The following is a 13875-nucleotide window of genomic DNA, read 5'->3' as shown; positions in this document are numbered from 1 at the left end:
TCTCGGATGCCGTACGGGACGCATAGGTGCCGTAGAGGACTCATGGGCGCCGTACGGGACGCATAGGTGCCGTAGGGGACTTGTGGGCGGTCTGGACGTCAGAGTCGCATCGGCTGCGGGGCCTCGCGGCGGGCGGGGTCGGGACCGTCGTGCTCCGCCACCGTCCCGTAGCGGGCGTCCCGTTCCACCGGCCGGAAACCGGCGTCCCGGATGAGCGCGATCAGGTCGTCCCGGGTCAGGTCCTCCGCCGTCAGCGAGCCGTCCAGTTCGTCCGCGCCGTGCTGGAGGGCGAGCTGCGCGGTCTGGAGGCCGTACGCCGTCCACAGGGCCCTGAGGTGCGGGACGTTGTCGAGCAGGAGCCGGGCGACGGCGAAGGTCTTGAGCGCCTCCAGGGGCGTGGCCACCGGCTCCCGGCCGTCCGGCAGCGGCACGAGGACCTGGAAGCCGCCGGTCTCGTCCTGGAGGTCGCGCAGCCGCAGCAGGTGCTCGACGGCGCCGGGACCGTGGCCCACGGTGGCCGCGGTCCGCAGGCCCTTGGCGTGCGCGAGCCGGTGGACGCGGGACCAGTCCGGCCACTCCTCGTCGGTCACGGTGTCGCCGGTGGCGAGGGAGCCGAGGCCCGCCTCGGTCAGCTCGTCCAGGACGGCGGAGGCGTCCCGCGCGGAGAGCGCCTCCAGACGCAGGACATCGGCGGCGGAGAGGACCTGGAGCGAGACCCCGGGGAGGGCGGCGCTCAGCTCGCGCAGACCGGCCGGGACGGACTCCCAGGCGGTGCCTTCCGGGACGGCACCGGTCAGGTGCAGCTCGGTGAGCGGCTCGTCGGCCAGGTCCGCGGCGAGCCGGACCGCGTCCGTGAGGGACGCGTCGGCGTACCGTCCGGCGGTGAAGTACCCCGCCGTGCCTTGGGCACGCGTACGCGCCTCGTGGGCGAGTCCGCCGAGCCAGGCGAGGTCGTCCGCCGCGTACAGCGCGTGGCCGTCCTCGCGCGTCAGCCGCTCACCGGAACGGACCTTCTCCTCCAGCTCGCGCTTGCGCCCGGCGTCCATGCTTGTGCCCCTTCTCCGGCTGCTCTTGACGACTCGCCCCACCGTACGCCTGCGCTCTCAGACCTCTTCGGGCAACTCCCCGACCCGGTTCTCCCACTTGGTGGAGAGCACGACGGTGGTCCGGGTACGGGAGACGCCCTTGGTGCCCGACAGCCGCCGGATGATCTTCTCCAGACCGTCCACGTCGGTGGCGCGCACCTTGAGCATGAACGAGTCGTCCCCGGCGATGAACCAGCAGTCCTCGATCTCCGGCAGGTCCTTCAGCCGGCGGGCCACGTCCTCGTGGTCGGCGGCGTCGGACAGCGAGATGCCGATCAGGGCGATGACGCCGAGCCCGAGCGAGGCGGCGTCCACGGTGGCCCGGTAGCCGGTGATGACCCCGGCCGCCTCCAGCCGGTTGATCCGGTCGGTGACGCTGGGCCCCGACAGTCCGACGAGACGGCCCAGCTCGGCGTACGAGGCCCGGCCGTTCTCCCTCAGGGCCTGGATGAGCTGCCTGTCCACGGCGTCCATGCGATCGAAGCCTTCCACTGATACCGATGAGGTCTGGGGTGAAACGTGCGGGATGGAGAGGTCTGAGGGGGGACGGCGCCGGGTTCGGGTCAGCCGCTGCCGGTGGCGCCGCCGCCGAGTTCGCCGGTCCAGCGGCGGTAGAGGGAGTGGGGGACGCCCGCCGCGTCCAGGACCCGCCCGGCGACGAAGTCCACCAGGTCCTGGATGTGCGTGGCGCCCGCGTAGAAGGCGGGTGAGGTGGGGACGACGGCCGCCCCCGCGTCGTCCAGTGTGACGAGGTGGCGCAGGGTCTGCCCGTTCAGCGGGGTCTCCCGTACGGCGACCACCAGCGGGCGGCGCTCCTTGAGGGTGACGCTCGCGGCACGCTGGAGCAGGTCCTTGGACAGCCCGAGGGCGACCCCGGCGACACAGGCCGTGGAGGCGGGCACGATCACCATGCCCCGCGTGGCGTACGACCCGGAGGACGGTCCGGCGGCCAGGTCACCGGCGTTCCAGTAGCGGACGCCGGCGAGGTCGGTGGTGAAGGTGCCGGGCTTGCCGTCGGCGCCACGGGAGAGCCAGGCACGCAGGTCGTCCTGCCAGTGGGCGTCCCGGAAGGGGAGGCCGGTCTCGTCGAGCAGGGTGAGCCGGGAGGCACGGGACACCACCAGGTCGACCCGCTCCCCCGCGGCGAGCAGCGCGCGCAGCACGGCGGCGGCGTATGGAGTGCCGGAAGCCCCGGAGACCCCCACGATCCAAGGCGGACGGGGCGACTCTCCTGGCTTGACTGGGTTCACGCCTCCGAGCCTATCCGGCCCGCGGGGCTGGGAATGTCCGGCCCGGCGCGACGGGAACCGGCCGAGGGGTCCGGGGCGTTCCCAGAGGGGACGAACCAGTCGGATCAGTCGGGGGGTGCCATGGCGAACTACGGATCAGACCGGGGATCAGGCCGGGGATCAGGCTGGGGACCGGGATACGGGACGGGGTACGGGTCGGGCGGTGCCCGGCAGCGGGCGGCGCGCGGCGGCGGGGCCCGCGCGTGGGCGGCGGCCAAGCTGATGCTGGGCTTCGTGGCGCTGCTGTGGCTGCTGGAAGTGGTCGATGTCCTCACGGGGCATGAGCTGGACGGCTTCGGGATCGTGCCGAGGGTCCCGGCCGAGCTGGTCGATGTGATCCCGGCGTCCTTCATCCACTTCGGCTTCGGCCATCTGGTGGCGAACACGGTCCCGCTGCTGGTCCTCGGCTTCCTCGCGGCGCTCGGTGGGATACGCCGGTTCCTGGCCGTGTGCGCCCTGATCATCGTGGTCGGCGGCCTGGGCGTCTGGCTGGTGGCCCCGTCCGGTACGAACACGGCGGGCGCGTCCGGCCTGATCTTCGGCCTCTTCGGCTATCTGGTGGTGACCGGCTTCGTGGAGCGGCGCCCGCTGGGCATCCTGGTCGGCATCGCCGTCGCCGCGGTCTATGGGGGGACGTTCCTGGCGGGCCTGGCCCCCACCCAGTCCGGCATCAGCTGGCAGGGCCATCTGATCGGGCTGATAGCGGGGGTGGCGGCGGCGTTCGTGGTGCGCGGACGGAGCGGACGGAGCGGACGGAGCGGGCAGAGAGCGGTGCGGGGGCAGGCCGGGGCTCAGGGCGGGTGGCCGGGGCTGGGGCGGGACTGAGACCCCGGCGGCGGTCGCCGGGGCCGCGGGGTCTCGCCCCAGCCCCGGGGCGCGGTGCGCTCAGACCGTCAGTCCGCGCACCAGCAGATCCAGCAGCGCGCACACGAACAGGGCGATCCCGATGAACCCGTTGACGCTGAAGAACGCCCGGTTGAGGCGGGACAGATCGTGGGGGCGCACGATGGAGTGCTCGTACACGAACGCGCCCGCCACGATCAGCAGGCCCAGCCAGAAGAACGCCCCGGCACCGGTGAGCACGGCGTACCAGGCGAACAGCGCCGTGGTGACGGCGTGGCAGCCGCGGGCCGCCCAGATCGCGGCGGGGATGCCGAAGCGGGCGGGGACGGACATCACCCCGACCTCGCGGTCCGTCTCGACGTCCTGACAGGCGTAGATCAGGTCGAAGCCGCCGATCCAGATGCCCACGGCCAGGCCCAGCACGACCGCGTCCCAGGACCAGCTGCCGGTGATCGCCAGCCAGCCGCCGATCGGTCCCATCGTCTGGGCGAGCCCCAGGATGGCCTGCGGGAAGTTCGTGAACCGCTTGCCGTAGGGATAGACCACCATCGGGATCACCGCGATGGGGGCGAGGGCCAGGCACAGCGGGTTGAGCAGCGCCGCCGCGCCCAGGAAGACCACCAGCGCGATCAGCGCGCCGGTCCAGGCGTGGCGGACGGACATCGCGCCGGTGACCAGTTCGCGGTGGGCGGTGCGCGGGTTCCGGGCGTCGATCTCCCGGTCGATGATCCGGTTCACAGCCATCGCGAAGGTGCGCAGGCCCACCATGCAGACGGTGACCAGGAGCAACCGGCCCCAGTGGATGTTCCGGTCCCACTCGTACATCGCGGTCAGCGCGGCGATGTACGCGAAGGGCAGGGCGAAGACCGAGTGCTCGATCATCACCAGCCGGAGGAACGCCTTGGTCCGTCCGGGCTGCGGGATCGCGGCGGAGGCGCTGCTCATCCGGCGTACCCGCGTTCACCCGGGCGGCGGGTCCCCGCAGGGCCGCCGTACACCGCCGGGTCGGCCACGCCGTCCGCGTCCCTCTGTCTGCCGGTCACAGGCCGTACTCCTTCCACCGGCGGTCGACGGTCGCCGCCGTGGCCGGGTCCGACAGCACCATGTCGGGCCAGCCGCCGTCTCGCGTGTAGCCCTCCTCGGGCCACTTCTTCGTCGCGTCGATACCTGCCTTGCCGCCCCAGAACTGCTGGTAGGAGGCATGATCGAGATGATCGACGGGGCCTTCGACGACCGACAGGTCACGGGCGTAGTCGGTGTTGCCGAGGGCCCGCCAGGCGACCTCGTGCAGATCGTGCACATCGCAGTCGCGGTCCACGACCACGATCAGCTTGGTCAGGGACATCATGTGGGCGCCCCAGATCGCGTGCATCACCTTCTGCGCGTGCTTGGGGTACTTCTTGTCGATCGAGACGATCGCGCAGTTGTGGAATCCACCGGCCTCCGGGAGGTGGTAGTCCACGATGTCCGGCACGATGATCTTCAGGAGGGGCAGGAAAAAGCGCTCTGTAGCCCTTCCGAGGGGGCCGTCCTCCGTCGGGGGGCGGCCCACCACGATCGACTGGAGCAGGGGCCGCTTGCGCATCGTCACACAGTCGATGGTCAGCGCGGGGAACGGTTCCTGCGGGGTGTAGAAGCCGGTGTGGTCGCCGAACGGGCCCTCCGGCAGCATCTTCCCCGGCTCCAGCCAGCCCTCCAGTACGACTTCCGCCTGCGCGGGCACCTGGAGCGGCACGGTCTTGCAGTCGACCATCTCGGTCCGCTTGCCCGCGAGGAACCCGGCGAACAGATACTCGTCGATGTCCCCGGGCAGCGGCGCGGTGGACGCGTACGTCACGGCGGGCGGGCAGCCGAAGGCGATGGCGACGGGGAGGCGCTCACCGCGGCGGGCGGCGACCTGGTAGTGGTTGCGGCTGTCCTTGTGGATCTGCCAGTGCATCCCGATCGTGCGCTTGTCGTGCCGCTGGAGGCGGTACAGCCCGAGATTGCGGACGCCGGACTCGGGGTCCTTGGTGTGGGTCAGCCCCAGGTTGAAGAAGGACCCGCCGTCCTGCGGCCAGGTGAACAGCGCGGGCAGCCGCTCCAGGTCCACATCGTCCCCGTGCAGCACGACCTCGTGCACGGGCGCGTCCTTGACCTTCTTCGGCGGTACGTGGGTCATCGCGCCGAGCTTGCCGAACGCCTCGCGGACCCCGACGAAGCCGTGCGGCAGCTCCGGCCGCAGCAGTCCGCCGATCTTCTCGCTGATCTCGCCGTACGACTTCAGGCCCAGCGCCTTCAGCAGCCGCCGGTCGGTCCCGAAGACATTCATGGCGAGGGGCATGGACGAGCCCTTCACGTTCTCGAAGAGCAGCGCCGGACCGCCGGACTTCTGCACCCGGTCGACGATCTCACCGACCTCCAAGTACGGGTCCACCTCGACCTTGACGCGCTTGAGGTCCCCTTCGCGCTCCAGTGCCCTGAGCAGGGAGCGAAGATCGTCGTAAGCCATGGGGTCCAGTATCCCCGAGCGGTTACCCTGGCCCCGTCACGGGGCCGGTCCGAACCGCCCTCCACCGTGTTCAAGGAGGCTGTCGCCCTATGCTCAGGCTGCTGATGTTCCTCGTGCCGCTGGCGCTGAGCATCTACGCGTTCATCGACTGCATCAGCACCAAGGACGAGGACATCCGGCACATGCCGAAGCCGCTGTGGGCGATCCTGGTGCTGCTGTTCCCGCTGGTCGGCTCGTTGTCCTGGCTGATCGCCGGGAAGAAGCGCTCCCCCGCCGCCGACGGCTGGTCCGGCGTACGCCCCGGCTCCGGCCGGGCCCGCTTCGTCGCCCCGGACGACAACCCCGAGTTCCTGAAGTCCCTGTCCGACGACAGCCGTACGCGCGCCGAGGCGGACGAGGAGCCCGGTGACCAGAGTGGTAACCAGGACGACGAGAAGGACGAGGGCCCCAAGGGCGTATGACGCCCCGTACGCGCCTGCGCCCCGTCGATCTCGCCCGGCTCGCGGGCGTCTCCACCCAGCAGATCCGCAACTACGAGGACGCCGGGGTACTGCCTCCGGCCGCCCGTACGGCCAGCGGGTACCGGGCCTTCGAGGACGTCCACCGGCGGGCCCTGCTCACCTTCCGCGCGCTGGCCCGGGGGTACGGCCCGGTCACGGCCGGGGAGGTGATGCGGGCGGTGCACGGGGACGATGTGCCGGGGGCGCTGGCGCTCGTCGACGCCGCGCACGCCGCGCTGCACGGTGAGCGGGTCGCGCTGCGGGCGACGTCCGAGGCGGTCGGGCAACTGGCGGGTCTGCCGTCGCCGACCGGGTCCGGGGGGCGGCTGCGGTTGCGGATCGGTGAGGTGGCGGCGCTGCTGGGGGTGCGTACGTCGGCGCTGCGGGTGTGGGAGGCGGCGGGACTGCTGACCCCGCACCGGGACGCGGTGACCGGGGAGCGGGGGTTCGGGCCTGCGGACGTACGGGACGCCCGGATCGTGCATACGCTGCGCCGGGGTCATCAGCTCTTCGACCAGATCCGCCCGGTGCTGGAGGAGTTGCGGCGGGAGGGCTCCACGGAGGCGCTGCGGGGGGCTCTGCGGGCGCGGGGGGAGGCGTTGACGGCACGGAGCCGGGCGATGCTGGGCGGGGCGGGGGCGTTGAGTGTGTACGTGGACTCCCTTGGCGACCCGGGGTCCGATCGCGCCGGAGGTGAGGGGGCGTAGGGGGCAGTTGGGCGGGTGCGGGTGTGTGGGGGTTGCTCGCGCAGTTCCCCGCGCCCCTAAAAGCCTGCGCGCGACCCGGCGTTTTCAGGGGCAGCGGCTTCCAGCGCGCCTGAAAGCCCCAACGCTGCTTCAAGAACCATCAGCTACCTGCACGTCCAAACCACCTCAGCGCAACCCCCGCTTCTCAGGGCCGCGGGACAACCACCCACTCACCCGCACCATGACCACTACCGTCGCCCCCCCCAGGGGCGCGGGGAACTGCGCGACCAACCCCCACACACCCGCACCATGACCACAACCGTCGCCCCCCCAGGGGCGCGGGGAACTGCGCGGCCAACCCCCACCTACCCGCACCATGACCACAACCGTCACCCCCCAGGGGCGCGGGGAACTGCGCGATCGACCCCCACACACCCGCACCCTGACGACTACCGTCGACCCCCCAGGAGCGCGGGGAACTGCGCGGCCAATCCTCACCCACCCGCGCCTCGACCACTACCGTCGGCGCCGGAGGCTAGCCGGCCGGTTTGATCTCGCCTGCGAAGACCACGATCTGGTCGATCTGACCCCGGCGGAGGTGGACGACGTCCGTCCCGGCCAGCCGGGGCCCGCCCGCCGGGGTCGTGAACACCCACCGGTAGCGCGCCCATTCGCCGGGCAGATCCACCTCCGACGCCCGCACCATCGTGCCGGTCCCCGCCGGATGACTCCGGATGTCCCGCACGAACCGCTCCACGGCCGCGAGGCCCTCGCTGCGGCCGAGCGGCCCGAACAGCACCACGTCGGGGGTCAGCGCCTGGGCGAGCAGAGCGGTCACATAGCTGTCGTCGGAGGCGTTGAAGGCGGAGAGGAACGTGTCGATCGCCGACTCTGCGGTCTCTTCCTGCATTCCCTCAGTATGACCAGCCGCCTCCGGCGACAAGCGGGCCGTCAGAAGCCGACGACCTGGAGCGCGCCGAGGCCGACGTCGGCGTAGGAGTGCTTGCCGGAGACGAAGATGTTGACGCCGTAGTAGTTGAACAGCCAGCAGCCGAAGGCGATCAGGGCGAGGTAGGCGGCCTTGCGGCCCTTCCAGCCGGCCGTGGCGCGGGCGTGCAGATAGCAGGCGTAGGCGACCCAGGTGATGAAGGACCAGGTCTCCTTGGGGTCCCAGCCCCAGTAGCGGCCCCAGGCGTCCCCGGCCCAGATCGCGCCCGCGATGATCGTGAACGTCCACAGCGGGAAGACGGCGGCGTTGACCCGGTAGGCGAACTTGTCGAGGGAGGCGGCGGCGGGCAGCCGGTCCAGGAAGGAGCTGGCGAACCGGCCGGGGGTGCCGCCGGAGGCGAGCTTGGCCTCGTGCGAGTCCCGGAAGAGGTAGAGCAGGGTCGCGACCGCGCCGACGTAGAACACCGCGCCGCACAGGATCGCCGTGGAGACATGGATGTACAGCCAGTACGAGTGCAGGGCGGGAACCAATTGGTCACTGGCGGTGTACAAGACAGTGACGGCGAGTCCGAGATCGAGGAGGACGACGGTGGTCAGGAAGAGACCCAGCCAGCGCACGTTCTGCTTGAGCGCGAGCAGCAGCAGATAGACCCCGACGGCCACGGTGGAGAAGGTGATGTTGAACTCGTACATGTTGCCCCACGGCGCCCGCTGCACCGACAGAGCACGGGTGAGCACACCCCCGGCCTCGACGAGAAACGCGACGACGGTGAGCGAGATGGCGATCCGCCCATACAGATCGCCCTTCTCACTGCCCCCGTGCGCTCCGGGCCCGTCGGGCACGTCCCGCGCTCCGGCCGCCGCCCGTACGACGACCTTGGGCCGCTCCAGCACAGCGGTCCCACCGGCCTTGCGTACGGTCACGGCGGGTGCGGTGGACTTGGCGTCGGCGGTGTCCGTGCCGTCCGCGGTGAGCGCGGAGGCGGTACGGCCCACCTTGCTGCGGCTGCCGAAGATCCACTCGGTGATATAGGCGAAGAAGGCCAGGGTGTAGACGGCCATCGCGGAGTAGATCAGCACATTGCTGATGTTGGCGAGGTTCTCGTTGGTCGCGGCGGCGAGAGTCACTTCTCAGGCCCTTCGGCAGGCACGGCGGGGTCGTGGGATGCGGGATCGTGGGATGCGGTCGCGTCTTTCGGTCCGGCGTCGGGATCGGCGTCGGTGGCACTAGGGGAAACAGGGGAATCCGGGGAGTCAGAGGAATCCGGGGAATCCGGGTCCGCGTCGGCTTCGGGCTTCGGCTCGGGCGCGCCCGGCGCCTTGTCGAACAGCAGTCCCGCCAGCTCGCCCAGTTCCTCCGGCACCTTCGCGGACTCGCTGCGGCCGAGCCCGGCCATCTCGACGACGGTGATCCCGTCGGCGCCCTTGACGGCCCGCACCCACACCCGGCGGCGCTGGACGAACAGGGACGCGGCGAGTCCGAAGATGGCGGCGACGGACCCGGCCAGGGCCCAGCCGCTGGCGGGCTGGGCGGCGATCTGGAAACCGGCCCACTCCTGGACGCCCTCGAAGGTGACCGAACCGGCCCCGTCGGGCAGCGTCATCGTCTCGCCGATCGCCAGCCGCTGCTTGAACAGCTCGCCCTCGGAGTCCTTGAACTCCTTCATGTTGGTCTGGTCGAGCCGGTAGATGCTCTGCGGGATGCCGGAGTTCACGCCGAGGTCGCCGTGGTAGGCGGAGAGCGCGAGCCGCGGGTTCAGCAGCGCGGGGAACTGGGAGACCATCGTGCCCTCCCCCTCCCCGGCGAAGGTGGGCACGAAGAAGGCGTTGAAGCCGAGCTGTTCCCGCTCGCCGTCGGCGTTGCGGTATCCGTCCATGACCTTGATGGCACCGGTGGAGGTGACGAATCCGTCGAGCGGCAGCAGGGCCACGGCCTCCTTGTCCATGACGACCTTGCCCTGTCCGTCGCGGACGGTGACGATCGGGGCGTAGCCATGGCTGACCAGGTAGACCTTGGAGCCGCCGATCTCCAGCGGCTCATTGACCTTGATGGTGGTGGTCCGCTCCTCGCCGTAGGCGCCGACGCTGTAGGTGAGGGTCGCCTCGTAGGTGCGGGGGGTGCCGCGGTTGGGGCCGGTGGGCTCGTAGGTGCCGCGGAAGGCGTCCAGGGTGAAGCTGAAGGGGTCCAGGTCGTCCTGGGAGAAGAGGTTCCCGGACTTGAAGTCGTCGTACTGGGTGAGGGTGTTGGCGAAGCCGTGGCCCTCCAGGATCAGCTTGTTGCCCTCGTACTTGAACAGCTGGCCCCAGGCGAAGGCGACCAGCATCACGACCAGGGCGATATGGAAGGCGAGGTTGCCGACTTCGCGCAGATAGCCCTTCTCGGCGGCGACGGCGTCCCCGGCGGTGTGCGCGCGGAAGCGGTGCCGCTTCAGCAGGGCGAGGGCGGCCTCGCGGACCTGCTCGGGCTCGGCCTCGGTGCGCCAGGTGGTGTAGGCGGGCAGCCGGGTCAGCCGCTTGGGGGCGCCCGGGGGGCGGCTGCGGAGCTGTCCGACGAACTGCCAGGTGCGCGGGACGATACAGCCGATGAGGGAGATGAACAGCAGGATGTAGATCGCGGAGAACCACACCGAGCTGTAGACGTGGAAGAGGCCGAGCTTGTCGTAGATCGGCCCGAGGGTCTCGTGCCGTTGGCGGAAGTCGTCCACCAGGGTGGCGTCGACGCCGCTCTGCGGGATCAGCGAGCCGGGCACGGCGGCGAGCGACAGCAGCAGAAGCAGCAGCAGCGCGATCCGCATGGAGGTCAGATGGCGCCAGAACCAGCGCAGCCAGCCGATGAACCCGAGGGCGGGCAGTTGGGGCGCGTCGTCGCGGGGCGCGGTGGACAGCCGGCTGCCGGCCTCGCCGAGGTCGGTCTCCTCGGCGGTGCGGGACGCCGGGACCGTGGCGGTCGGGTCGGCCGTGGACTCGTCGGCCGTGGGCTCGTCGGGCGCGGACTTGCCCTGGGCGCCGGTGCCGGTCTTGGTGTCGCTCATCGGTCGATCAGATCCCCACAGTGAAGCCGTTGGACCAGGTCTGCATCTGCTGGACGATGGTGTCCCAGATGCCGGTCAGCAGCAGCAGGCCGGTCGCGATCATCATGATGCCGCCGATCCGCATGACCCAGACATAGTGGCGCTTGACCCAGCCGAAGGCGCCGAGGGCCCGGCGGAAGGCGACCGCGGCGAGCACGAAGGGCAGGCCGAGGCCGAGACAGTAGGCGATGGTCAGTATGGCCCCGCGCCCGGCGCTGCCCTGCTCGGAGGAGAGGATCAGGACGGAGGAGAGGGTGGGTCCGATACAGGGCGTCCAGCCGATGCCGAAGAGCGCGCCGAGCAGGGGGGCGCCGACAAGACCGGTCACCGGCCGCCGGTGGAAGCGGAACTCGCGCTGGGTGAGCCAGGGCATCAGCCCCATGAAGAGGACGCCCATCACGATCATGAGGACGCCGAGCACCTTGGTCAGGACGCTCTGGTTCTCCATCAGTGTCTGTCCGAAGTAGCCGAACAGGGCGCCGGTGGAGACGAACACGGCGGTGAAGCCGAGGACGAAGAGGGAGGCTCCGGCGACCATCCGGCCCCGGCGGGCCTCGGCGAGGTCGGTGCCGGTGACTCCGGTGACATAGGAGAGATAGCCCGGGACCAGCGGGAGGACGCAGGGGGAGAAGAAGGAGATGAGCCCGCCGAGCAGCGCGATGGGCAGGGCGACGAGGAGGGCGCCGTTGAGCACGGTGTCGTTGTAGCCGACGGCGGCGAGGTCCAGGGAGCCGCTCGCGGCCAGCGCGGATGCTCCGGACACACCGGAGAGGCCGGTCATCTCACTTCTCCGCGAGCACCGGGTCGAGCATCTTGCGCAGCTTGGCCTCGCTGAGGGCCTGGAGGGTGCGGGCGGCGATCCGGCCGTCCCGGTCGATGATCAGCGTGGAGGGGATCGCCTGCGGGTTGAGCGTGCCCTTCTCGAAGCGGAGCAGCAGCTTGCCGGTCTGGTCGTAGAGGCTCGGGTAGGTGACCCCGAACTCCTCCTCGAAGGCGCGGGCCAGGTCGGTGGAGGCGTCCCGGGTGTTGATGCCGACGAACTGGACGCCCTCGTCCTTGACGTCCTGGTAGACCTTCTCGAAGTTCTTCGCCTCGGCCCGGCAGGGCGGGCACCAGGAGCCCCAGATGTTGAGGACGACGACCTTGCCCCGGTAGTCGGCGACGTCCAGCGACTCGCCGTCGACGGTCGGTCCGGACAGTTCGGGCAGATCGGTCCGCTGGTCGGGGTCGACGGTGGCGATGCCGTCGGCGCCGGTGATGAACCCGGTGCCGCCGCCCCCGCCGGACGTCCCGCCCGAGGTGCACGCGGTGGCGAGCAGCGCGACCACGGCGGCAGCGGCGCCCAGGGCCGCGCGGCGGCGGACGGGGGCGGCGGTGCGGTGGCTGCGGCGGGACGGGTTCGAGCGCAGGGGGGCGCGGCGGGCGGCACTCATGTGAAAAGTTTCGCATGTCCGTTCCGGGGATCTTGGGCACCCCCCTCGGGACCGGAAACGCCCATTTCAGGTGGGGTTCGGGGTCCCCGTGGAGGCGGGCGTGCCGCCGTCGAGGAACTGCTTCCAGCCACCCGTCGGCGCCTGTCCCAGCTCCAGGGTCCGCAGCTGGTCCAGCACCTCGGGCTTCTGGACGTCCAGCCAGTCCACGAACTGCCGGAAGGAGACCATCCGGACGTCTCCGCCCTTCTCCCGCTCCCGTGCGATGTGCTTGATGGTGTCCTCGACGGCGTCCATGTAGATGCCGCCGTTCCACTGCTCGAAGTGGTTGCCGACGAAGAAGGGCGCCCTATTTGTCTCGTATGCCCGCTCGAATCCCTTGATGTAGGCCTTCGTCGCCTGCTCGCGCCAGCCCGGGTAGTTGTGCGCGGGGGCGTTGGTGGAGTTCACGGACTGGTTGGCCAGGATGTTGTAGTCCATGGAGAGCACCTCGAAGCCGTGCCCCGGGAACGGGACGCCCTGCAACGGCAGGTCCCAGATCCCGTTCTGCTTGACCGGCCACACCTGGCGTCCGCCCGGGGAGGAGGCGTCGTAGCGCCAGCCCAGCTCACGGGCGGTGGGCAGCAGCTTGCCCTGGCCGAGCAGACAGGGCGTGCGGGCGCCGACGAGTTCCTTGTCGTAGTCGAAGGGCAGCGACGGCAGATCGGTCCAGCCGGTGTTGGTCCGCCACTCCTTCACGAACCCCTTGGCCTGGTCTATCTCGCTGCGCCACTGCTGGGGCGTCCAGTTGGCGACCGAGCCCGACCCGGCGCAGAAGTGCCCGTTGAAGTGCGTGCCTATCTCATGGCCTTCGAGCCAGGCGCGGCGGACGTTCTTCAGGGTGTCCTTGATGTGCGCGTCGGTGAGGTAGCCGATGTCGGAGGCGCCGCGCTGGTTGTTCGGCGGGTCGTACCTGCGCTTCTTCGACTCGGGGAGCAGATACAGCCCGGAGAGGAAGAAGGTCATGTGCGCCCGGTGCTCCTTGGCGAGATCCAGGAAGCGCGGGAAGAGGCCGTTGCCGACCTCGCCCGCCCCGTCCCAGGAGAACACCACGAACTGCGGCGGTGTCTCGCCGGGCTCCAGCGGCCGGGGCACCTCGGGCTGATGGGGCTGCTTGCCGGTGAAGGACGTGGAACCGTCGCCTATCGGCTTCGCACTCGGAGACGGACGGCCACCGCCGTCACCCCCGGAGCCGTCTCCCCCGCGCCCTCCGGAACCGCCGGACCGCTCCGGCCCGTCGGAACCGGTACCGCACGCCGACAGCCCCACCGCCGCCGCGGCCCCGGCGCCCAGACCTATCGCTCCCCTACGGCTGATGTGAGGCATGGAGTCCCCCGTCCCTGTGTCTCCGCTGTGGTGGTCACCCAGTCAGAGTCGGTCAGGAACGGGGAGGTTCCTTGCAAACGTAAAGGTTTATATACAAATATGACGGCCGTGTCACAGAGGCGGGTTCAGGCCACCCCACCGGACACGTCCCGAGTCACCGCGGACAC

14 protein-coding genes are annotated in these 13875 nt (G+C 70.6%); 3 read left to right on the top strand and 11 right to left on the bottom strand.

Annotated features, from left to right (window positions below; all coding sequences use genetic code 11):
• Nucleotides 1–98: 98 nt before the first annotated feature.
• The 3 genes from AB0D49_RS08980 to AB0D49_RS08970 all read right to left on the bottom strand — a co-directional run bounded on the left by AB0D49_RS08980 (nt 99) and on the right by AB0D49_RS08970 (nt 2335).
• Complete coding sequence (locus AB0D49_RS08980) at nt 99–1046, bottom strand: aminofutalosine synthase MqnE (RefSeq protein ID WP_362753148.1); 948 nt, start codon at nt 1044–1046, stop codon at nt 99–101.
• A gap of 57 nt (nt 1047–1103) precedes the next feature.
• A complete protein-coding gene (locus AB0D49_RS08975; RefSeq protein WP_362753145.1) occupies nt 1104–1559 on the bottom strand; it encodes an Lrp/AsnC family transcriptional regulator in 456 nt (151 codons plus the stop codon).
• 89 nt (nt 1560–1648) lie between these two features.
• Nucleotides 1649–2335 (bottom strand): UbiX family flavin prenyltransferase, encoded by a 687-nt coding sequence (locus tag AB0D49_RS08970; protein WP_362753142.1) that lies wholly within the window; start codon nt 2333–2335, stop codon nt 1649–1651.
• Between the two features lie 261 nt (nt 2336–2596).
• On the opposite strand from AB0D49_RS08970, the gene AB0D49_RS08965 reads away from it, so the two are divergent.
• The gene (locus AB0D49_RS08965; RefSeq protein ID WP_362753435.1) at nt 2597–3199 is read left to right on the top strand and encodes a rhomboid family intramembrane serine protease; all 603 of its coding nucleotides are present in this window, start codon (nt 2597–2599) and stop codon (nt 3197–3199) included.
• Between the two features lie 60 nt (nt 3200–3259).
• On the opposite strand, the gene mqnP is transcribed toward AB0D49_RS08965, so the two are convergent.
• The gene (gene mqnP, locus AB0D49_RS08960) at nt 3260–4162 is read right to left on the bottom strand and encodes a menaquinone biosynthesis prenyltransferase MqnP (RefSeq protein WP_362753139.1); all 903 of its coding nucleotides are present in this window, start codon (nt 4160–4162) and stop codon (nt 3260–3262) included.
• A 94-nt stretch (nt 4163–4256) separates the two neighbouring features.
• Nucleotides 4257–5708, bottom strand: coding sequence for a menaquinone biosynthesis decarboxylase (locus AB0D49_RS08955; RefSeq protein ID WP_362753136.1), 1452 nt, complete (start codon nt 5706–5708; stop codon nt 4257–4259).
• 89 nt (nt 5709–5797) lie between these two features.
• Here AB0D49_RS08955 and AB0D49_RS08950 point away from each other — a divergent pair, with 89 nt between their 5' ends.
• Together AB0D49_RS08950 and AB0D49_RS08945 are read left to right on the top strand one after the other, a co-directional pair.
• Nucleotides 5798–6169, top strand: a complete 372-nt coding sequence (locus AB0D49_RS08950) for a PLD nuclease N-terminal domain-containing protein (RefSeq protein ID WP_362753133.1) — start codon at nt 5798–5800, stop codon at nt 6167–6169.
• The gene (locus AB0D49_RS08945) at nt 6166–6915 is read left to right on the top strand and encodes a MerR family DNA-binding transcriptional regulator (RefSeq protein WP_362753130.1); all 750 of its coding nucleotides are present in this window, start codon (nt 6166–6168) and stop codon (nt 6913–6915) included. The genes AB0D49_RS08950 and AB0D49_RS08945 overlap by 4 nt, the downstream gene beginning before the upstream one ends.
• Before the next feature lie 514 nt (nt 6916–7429).
• Here AB0D49_RS08945 and AB0D49_RS08940 read toward each other — a convergent pair.
• The 6 genes from AB0D49_RS08940 to AB0D49_RS08915 form a co-directional block, all read right to left on the bottom strand.
• Nucleotides 7430–7804 carry a nuclear transport factor 2 family protein gene (locus tag AB0D49_RS08940; RefSeq protein WP_362753127.1) on the bottom strand — a complete coding sequence of 125 codons (375 nt, stop codon included), beginning with the start codon at nt 7802–7804 and terminating at the stop codon, nt 7430–7432.
• Nucleotides 7805–7845: 41 nt separating this feature from the next.
• Nucleotides 7846–8970 (bottom strand): c-type cytochrome biogenesis protein CcsB, encoded by a 1125-nt coding sequence (ccsB, locus tag AB0D49_RS08935; protein ID WP_362753124.1) that lies wholly within the window; start codon nt 8968–8970, stop codon nt 7846–7848.
• The gene (locus AB0D49_RS08930) at nt 8967–10874 is read right to left on the bottom strand and encodes a cytochrome c biogenesis protein ResB (RefSeq protein WP_362753121.1); all 1908 of its coding nucleotides are present in this window, start codon (nt 10872–10874) and stop codon (nt 8967–8969) included. Before AB0D49_RS08930 ends, ccsB begins: the two co-directional genes overlap by 4 nt.
• Before the next feature lie 7 nt (nt 10875–10881).
• Nucleotides 10882–11694 carry a cytochrome c biogenesis protein CcdA gene (locus tag AB0D49_RS08925; protein WP_362753117.1) on the bottom strand — a complete coding sequence of 271 codons (813 nt, stop codon included), beginning with the start codon at nt 11692–11694 and terminating at the stop codon, nt 10882–10884.
• 1 nt (nt 11695) lies between these two features.
• Nucleotides 11696–12346, bottom strand: coding sequence for a TlpA disulfide reductase family protein (locus AB0D49_RS08920; RefSeq protein ID WP_362753114.1), 651 nt, complete (start codon nt 12344–12346; stop codon nt 11696–11698).
• 66 nt (nt 12347–12412) lie between these two features.
• Nucleotides 12413–13708 (bottom strand): polysaccharide deacetylase family protein, encoded by a 1296-nt coding sequence (locus tag AB0D49_RS08915; RefSeq protein WP_362753111.1) that lies wholly within the window; start codon nt 13706–13708, stop codon nt 12413–12415.
• Between the last annotated feature and the right edge of the window lie 167 nt (nt 13709–13875).

Source organism: Streptomyces sp. NPDC048290 (genome assembly GCF_040652095.1).
Taxonomy (GTDB): domain Bacteria; phylum Actinomycetota; class Actinomycetes; order Streptomycetales; family Streptomycetaceae; genus Streptomyces.
This window is presented reverse-complemented; position numbering and strand designations above follow the sequence as displayed.

What these genes read in the sequence shown, in the direction of transcription:
- AB0D49_RS08980 (WP_362753148.1), bottom strand. Translation starts at nt 1,046, where the DNA reads ATGGACGCCGGGCGCAAGCGCGAGCTGGAGGAGAAGGTCCGTTCCGGT.
- AB0D49_RS08975 (WP_362753145.1), bottom strand. Translation starts at nt 1,559, where the DNA reads ATGGACGCCGTGGACAGGCAGCTCATCCAGGCCCTGAGGGAGAACGGC.
- AB0D49_RS08965 (WP_362753435.1), top strand. Translation starts at nt 2,597, where the DNA reads ATGCTGGGCTTCGTGGCGCTGCTGTGGCTGCTGGAAGTGGTCGATGTC.
- mqnP (WP_362753139.1), bottom strand. Translation starts at nt 4,162, where the DNA reads ATGAGCAGCGCCTCCGCCGCGATCCCGCAGCCCGGACGGACCAAGGCG.
- AB0D49_RS08955 (WP_362753136.1), bottom strand. Translation starts at nt 5,708, where the DNA reads ATGGCTTACGACGATCTTCGCTCCCTGCTCAGGGCACTGGAGCGCGAA.
- AB0D49_RS08950 (WP_362753133.1), top strand. Translation starts at nt 5,798, where the DNA reads ATGCTCAGGCTGCTGATGTTCCTCGTGCCGCTGGCGCTGAGCATCTAC.
- AB0D49_RS08945 (WP_362753130.1), top strand. Translation starts at nt 6,166, where the DNA reads ATGACGCCCCGTACGCGCCTGCGCCCCGTCGATCTCGCCCGGCTCGCG.
- AB0D49_RS08940 (WP_362753127.1), bottom strand. Translation starts at nt 7,804, where the DNA reads ATGCAGGAAGAGACCGCAGAGTCGGCGATCGACACGTTCCTCTCCGCC.
- AB0D49_RS08930 (WP_362753121.1), bottom strand. Translation starts at nt 10,874, where the DNA reads ATGAGCGACACCAAGACCGGCACCGGCGCCCAGGGCAAGTCCGCGCCC.
- AB0D49_RS08925 (WP_362753117.1), bottom strand. Translation starts at nt 11,694, where the DNA reads ATGACCGGCCTCTCCGGTGTGTCCGGAGCATCCGCGCTGGCCGCGAGC.
- AB0D49_RS08920 (WP_362753114.1), bottom strand. Translation starts at nt 12,346, where the DNA reads ATGAGTGCCGCCCGCCGCGCCCCCCTGCGCTCGAACCCGTCCCGCCGC.
- AB0D49_RS08915 (WP_362753111.1), bottom strand. Translation starts at nt 13,708, where the DNA reads ATGCCTCACATCAGCCGTAGGGGAGCGATAGGTCTGGGCGCCGGGGCC.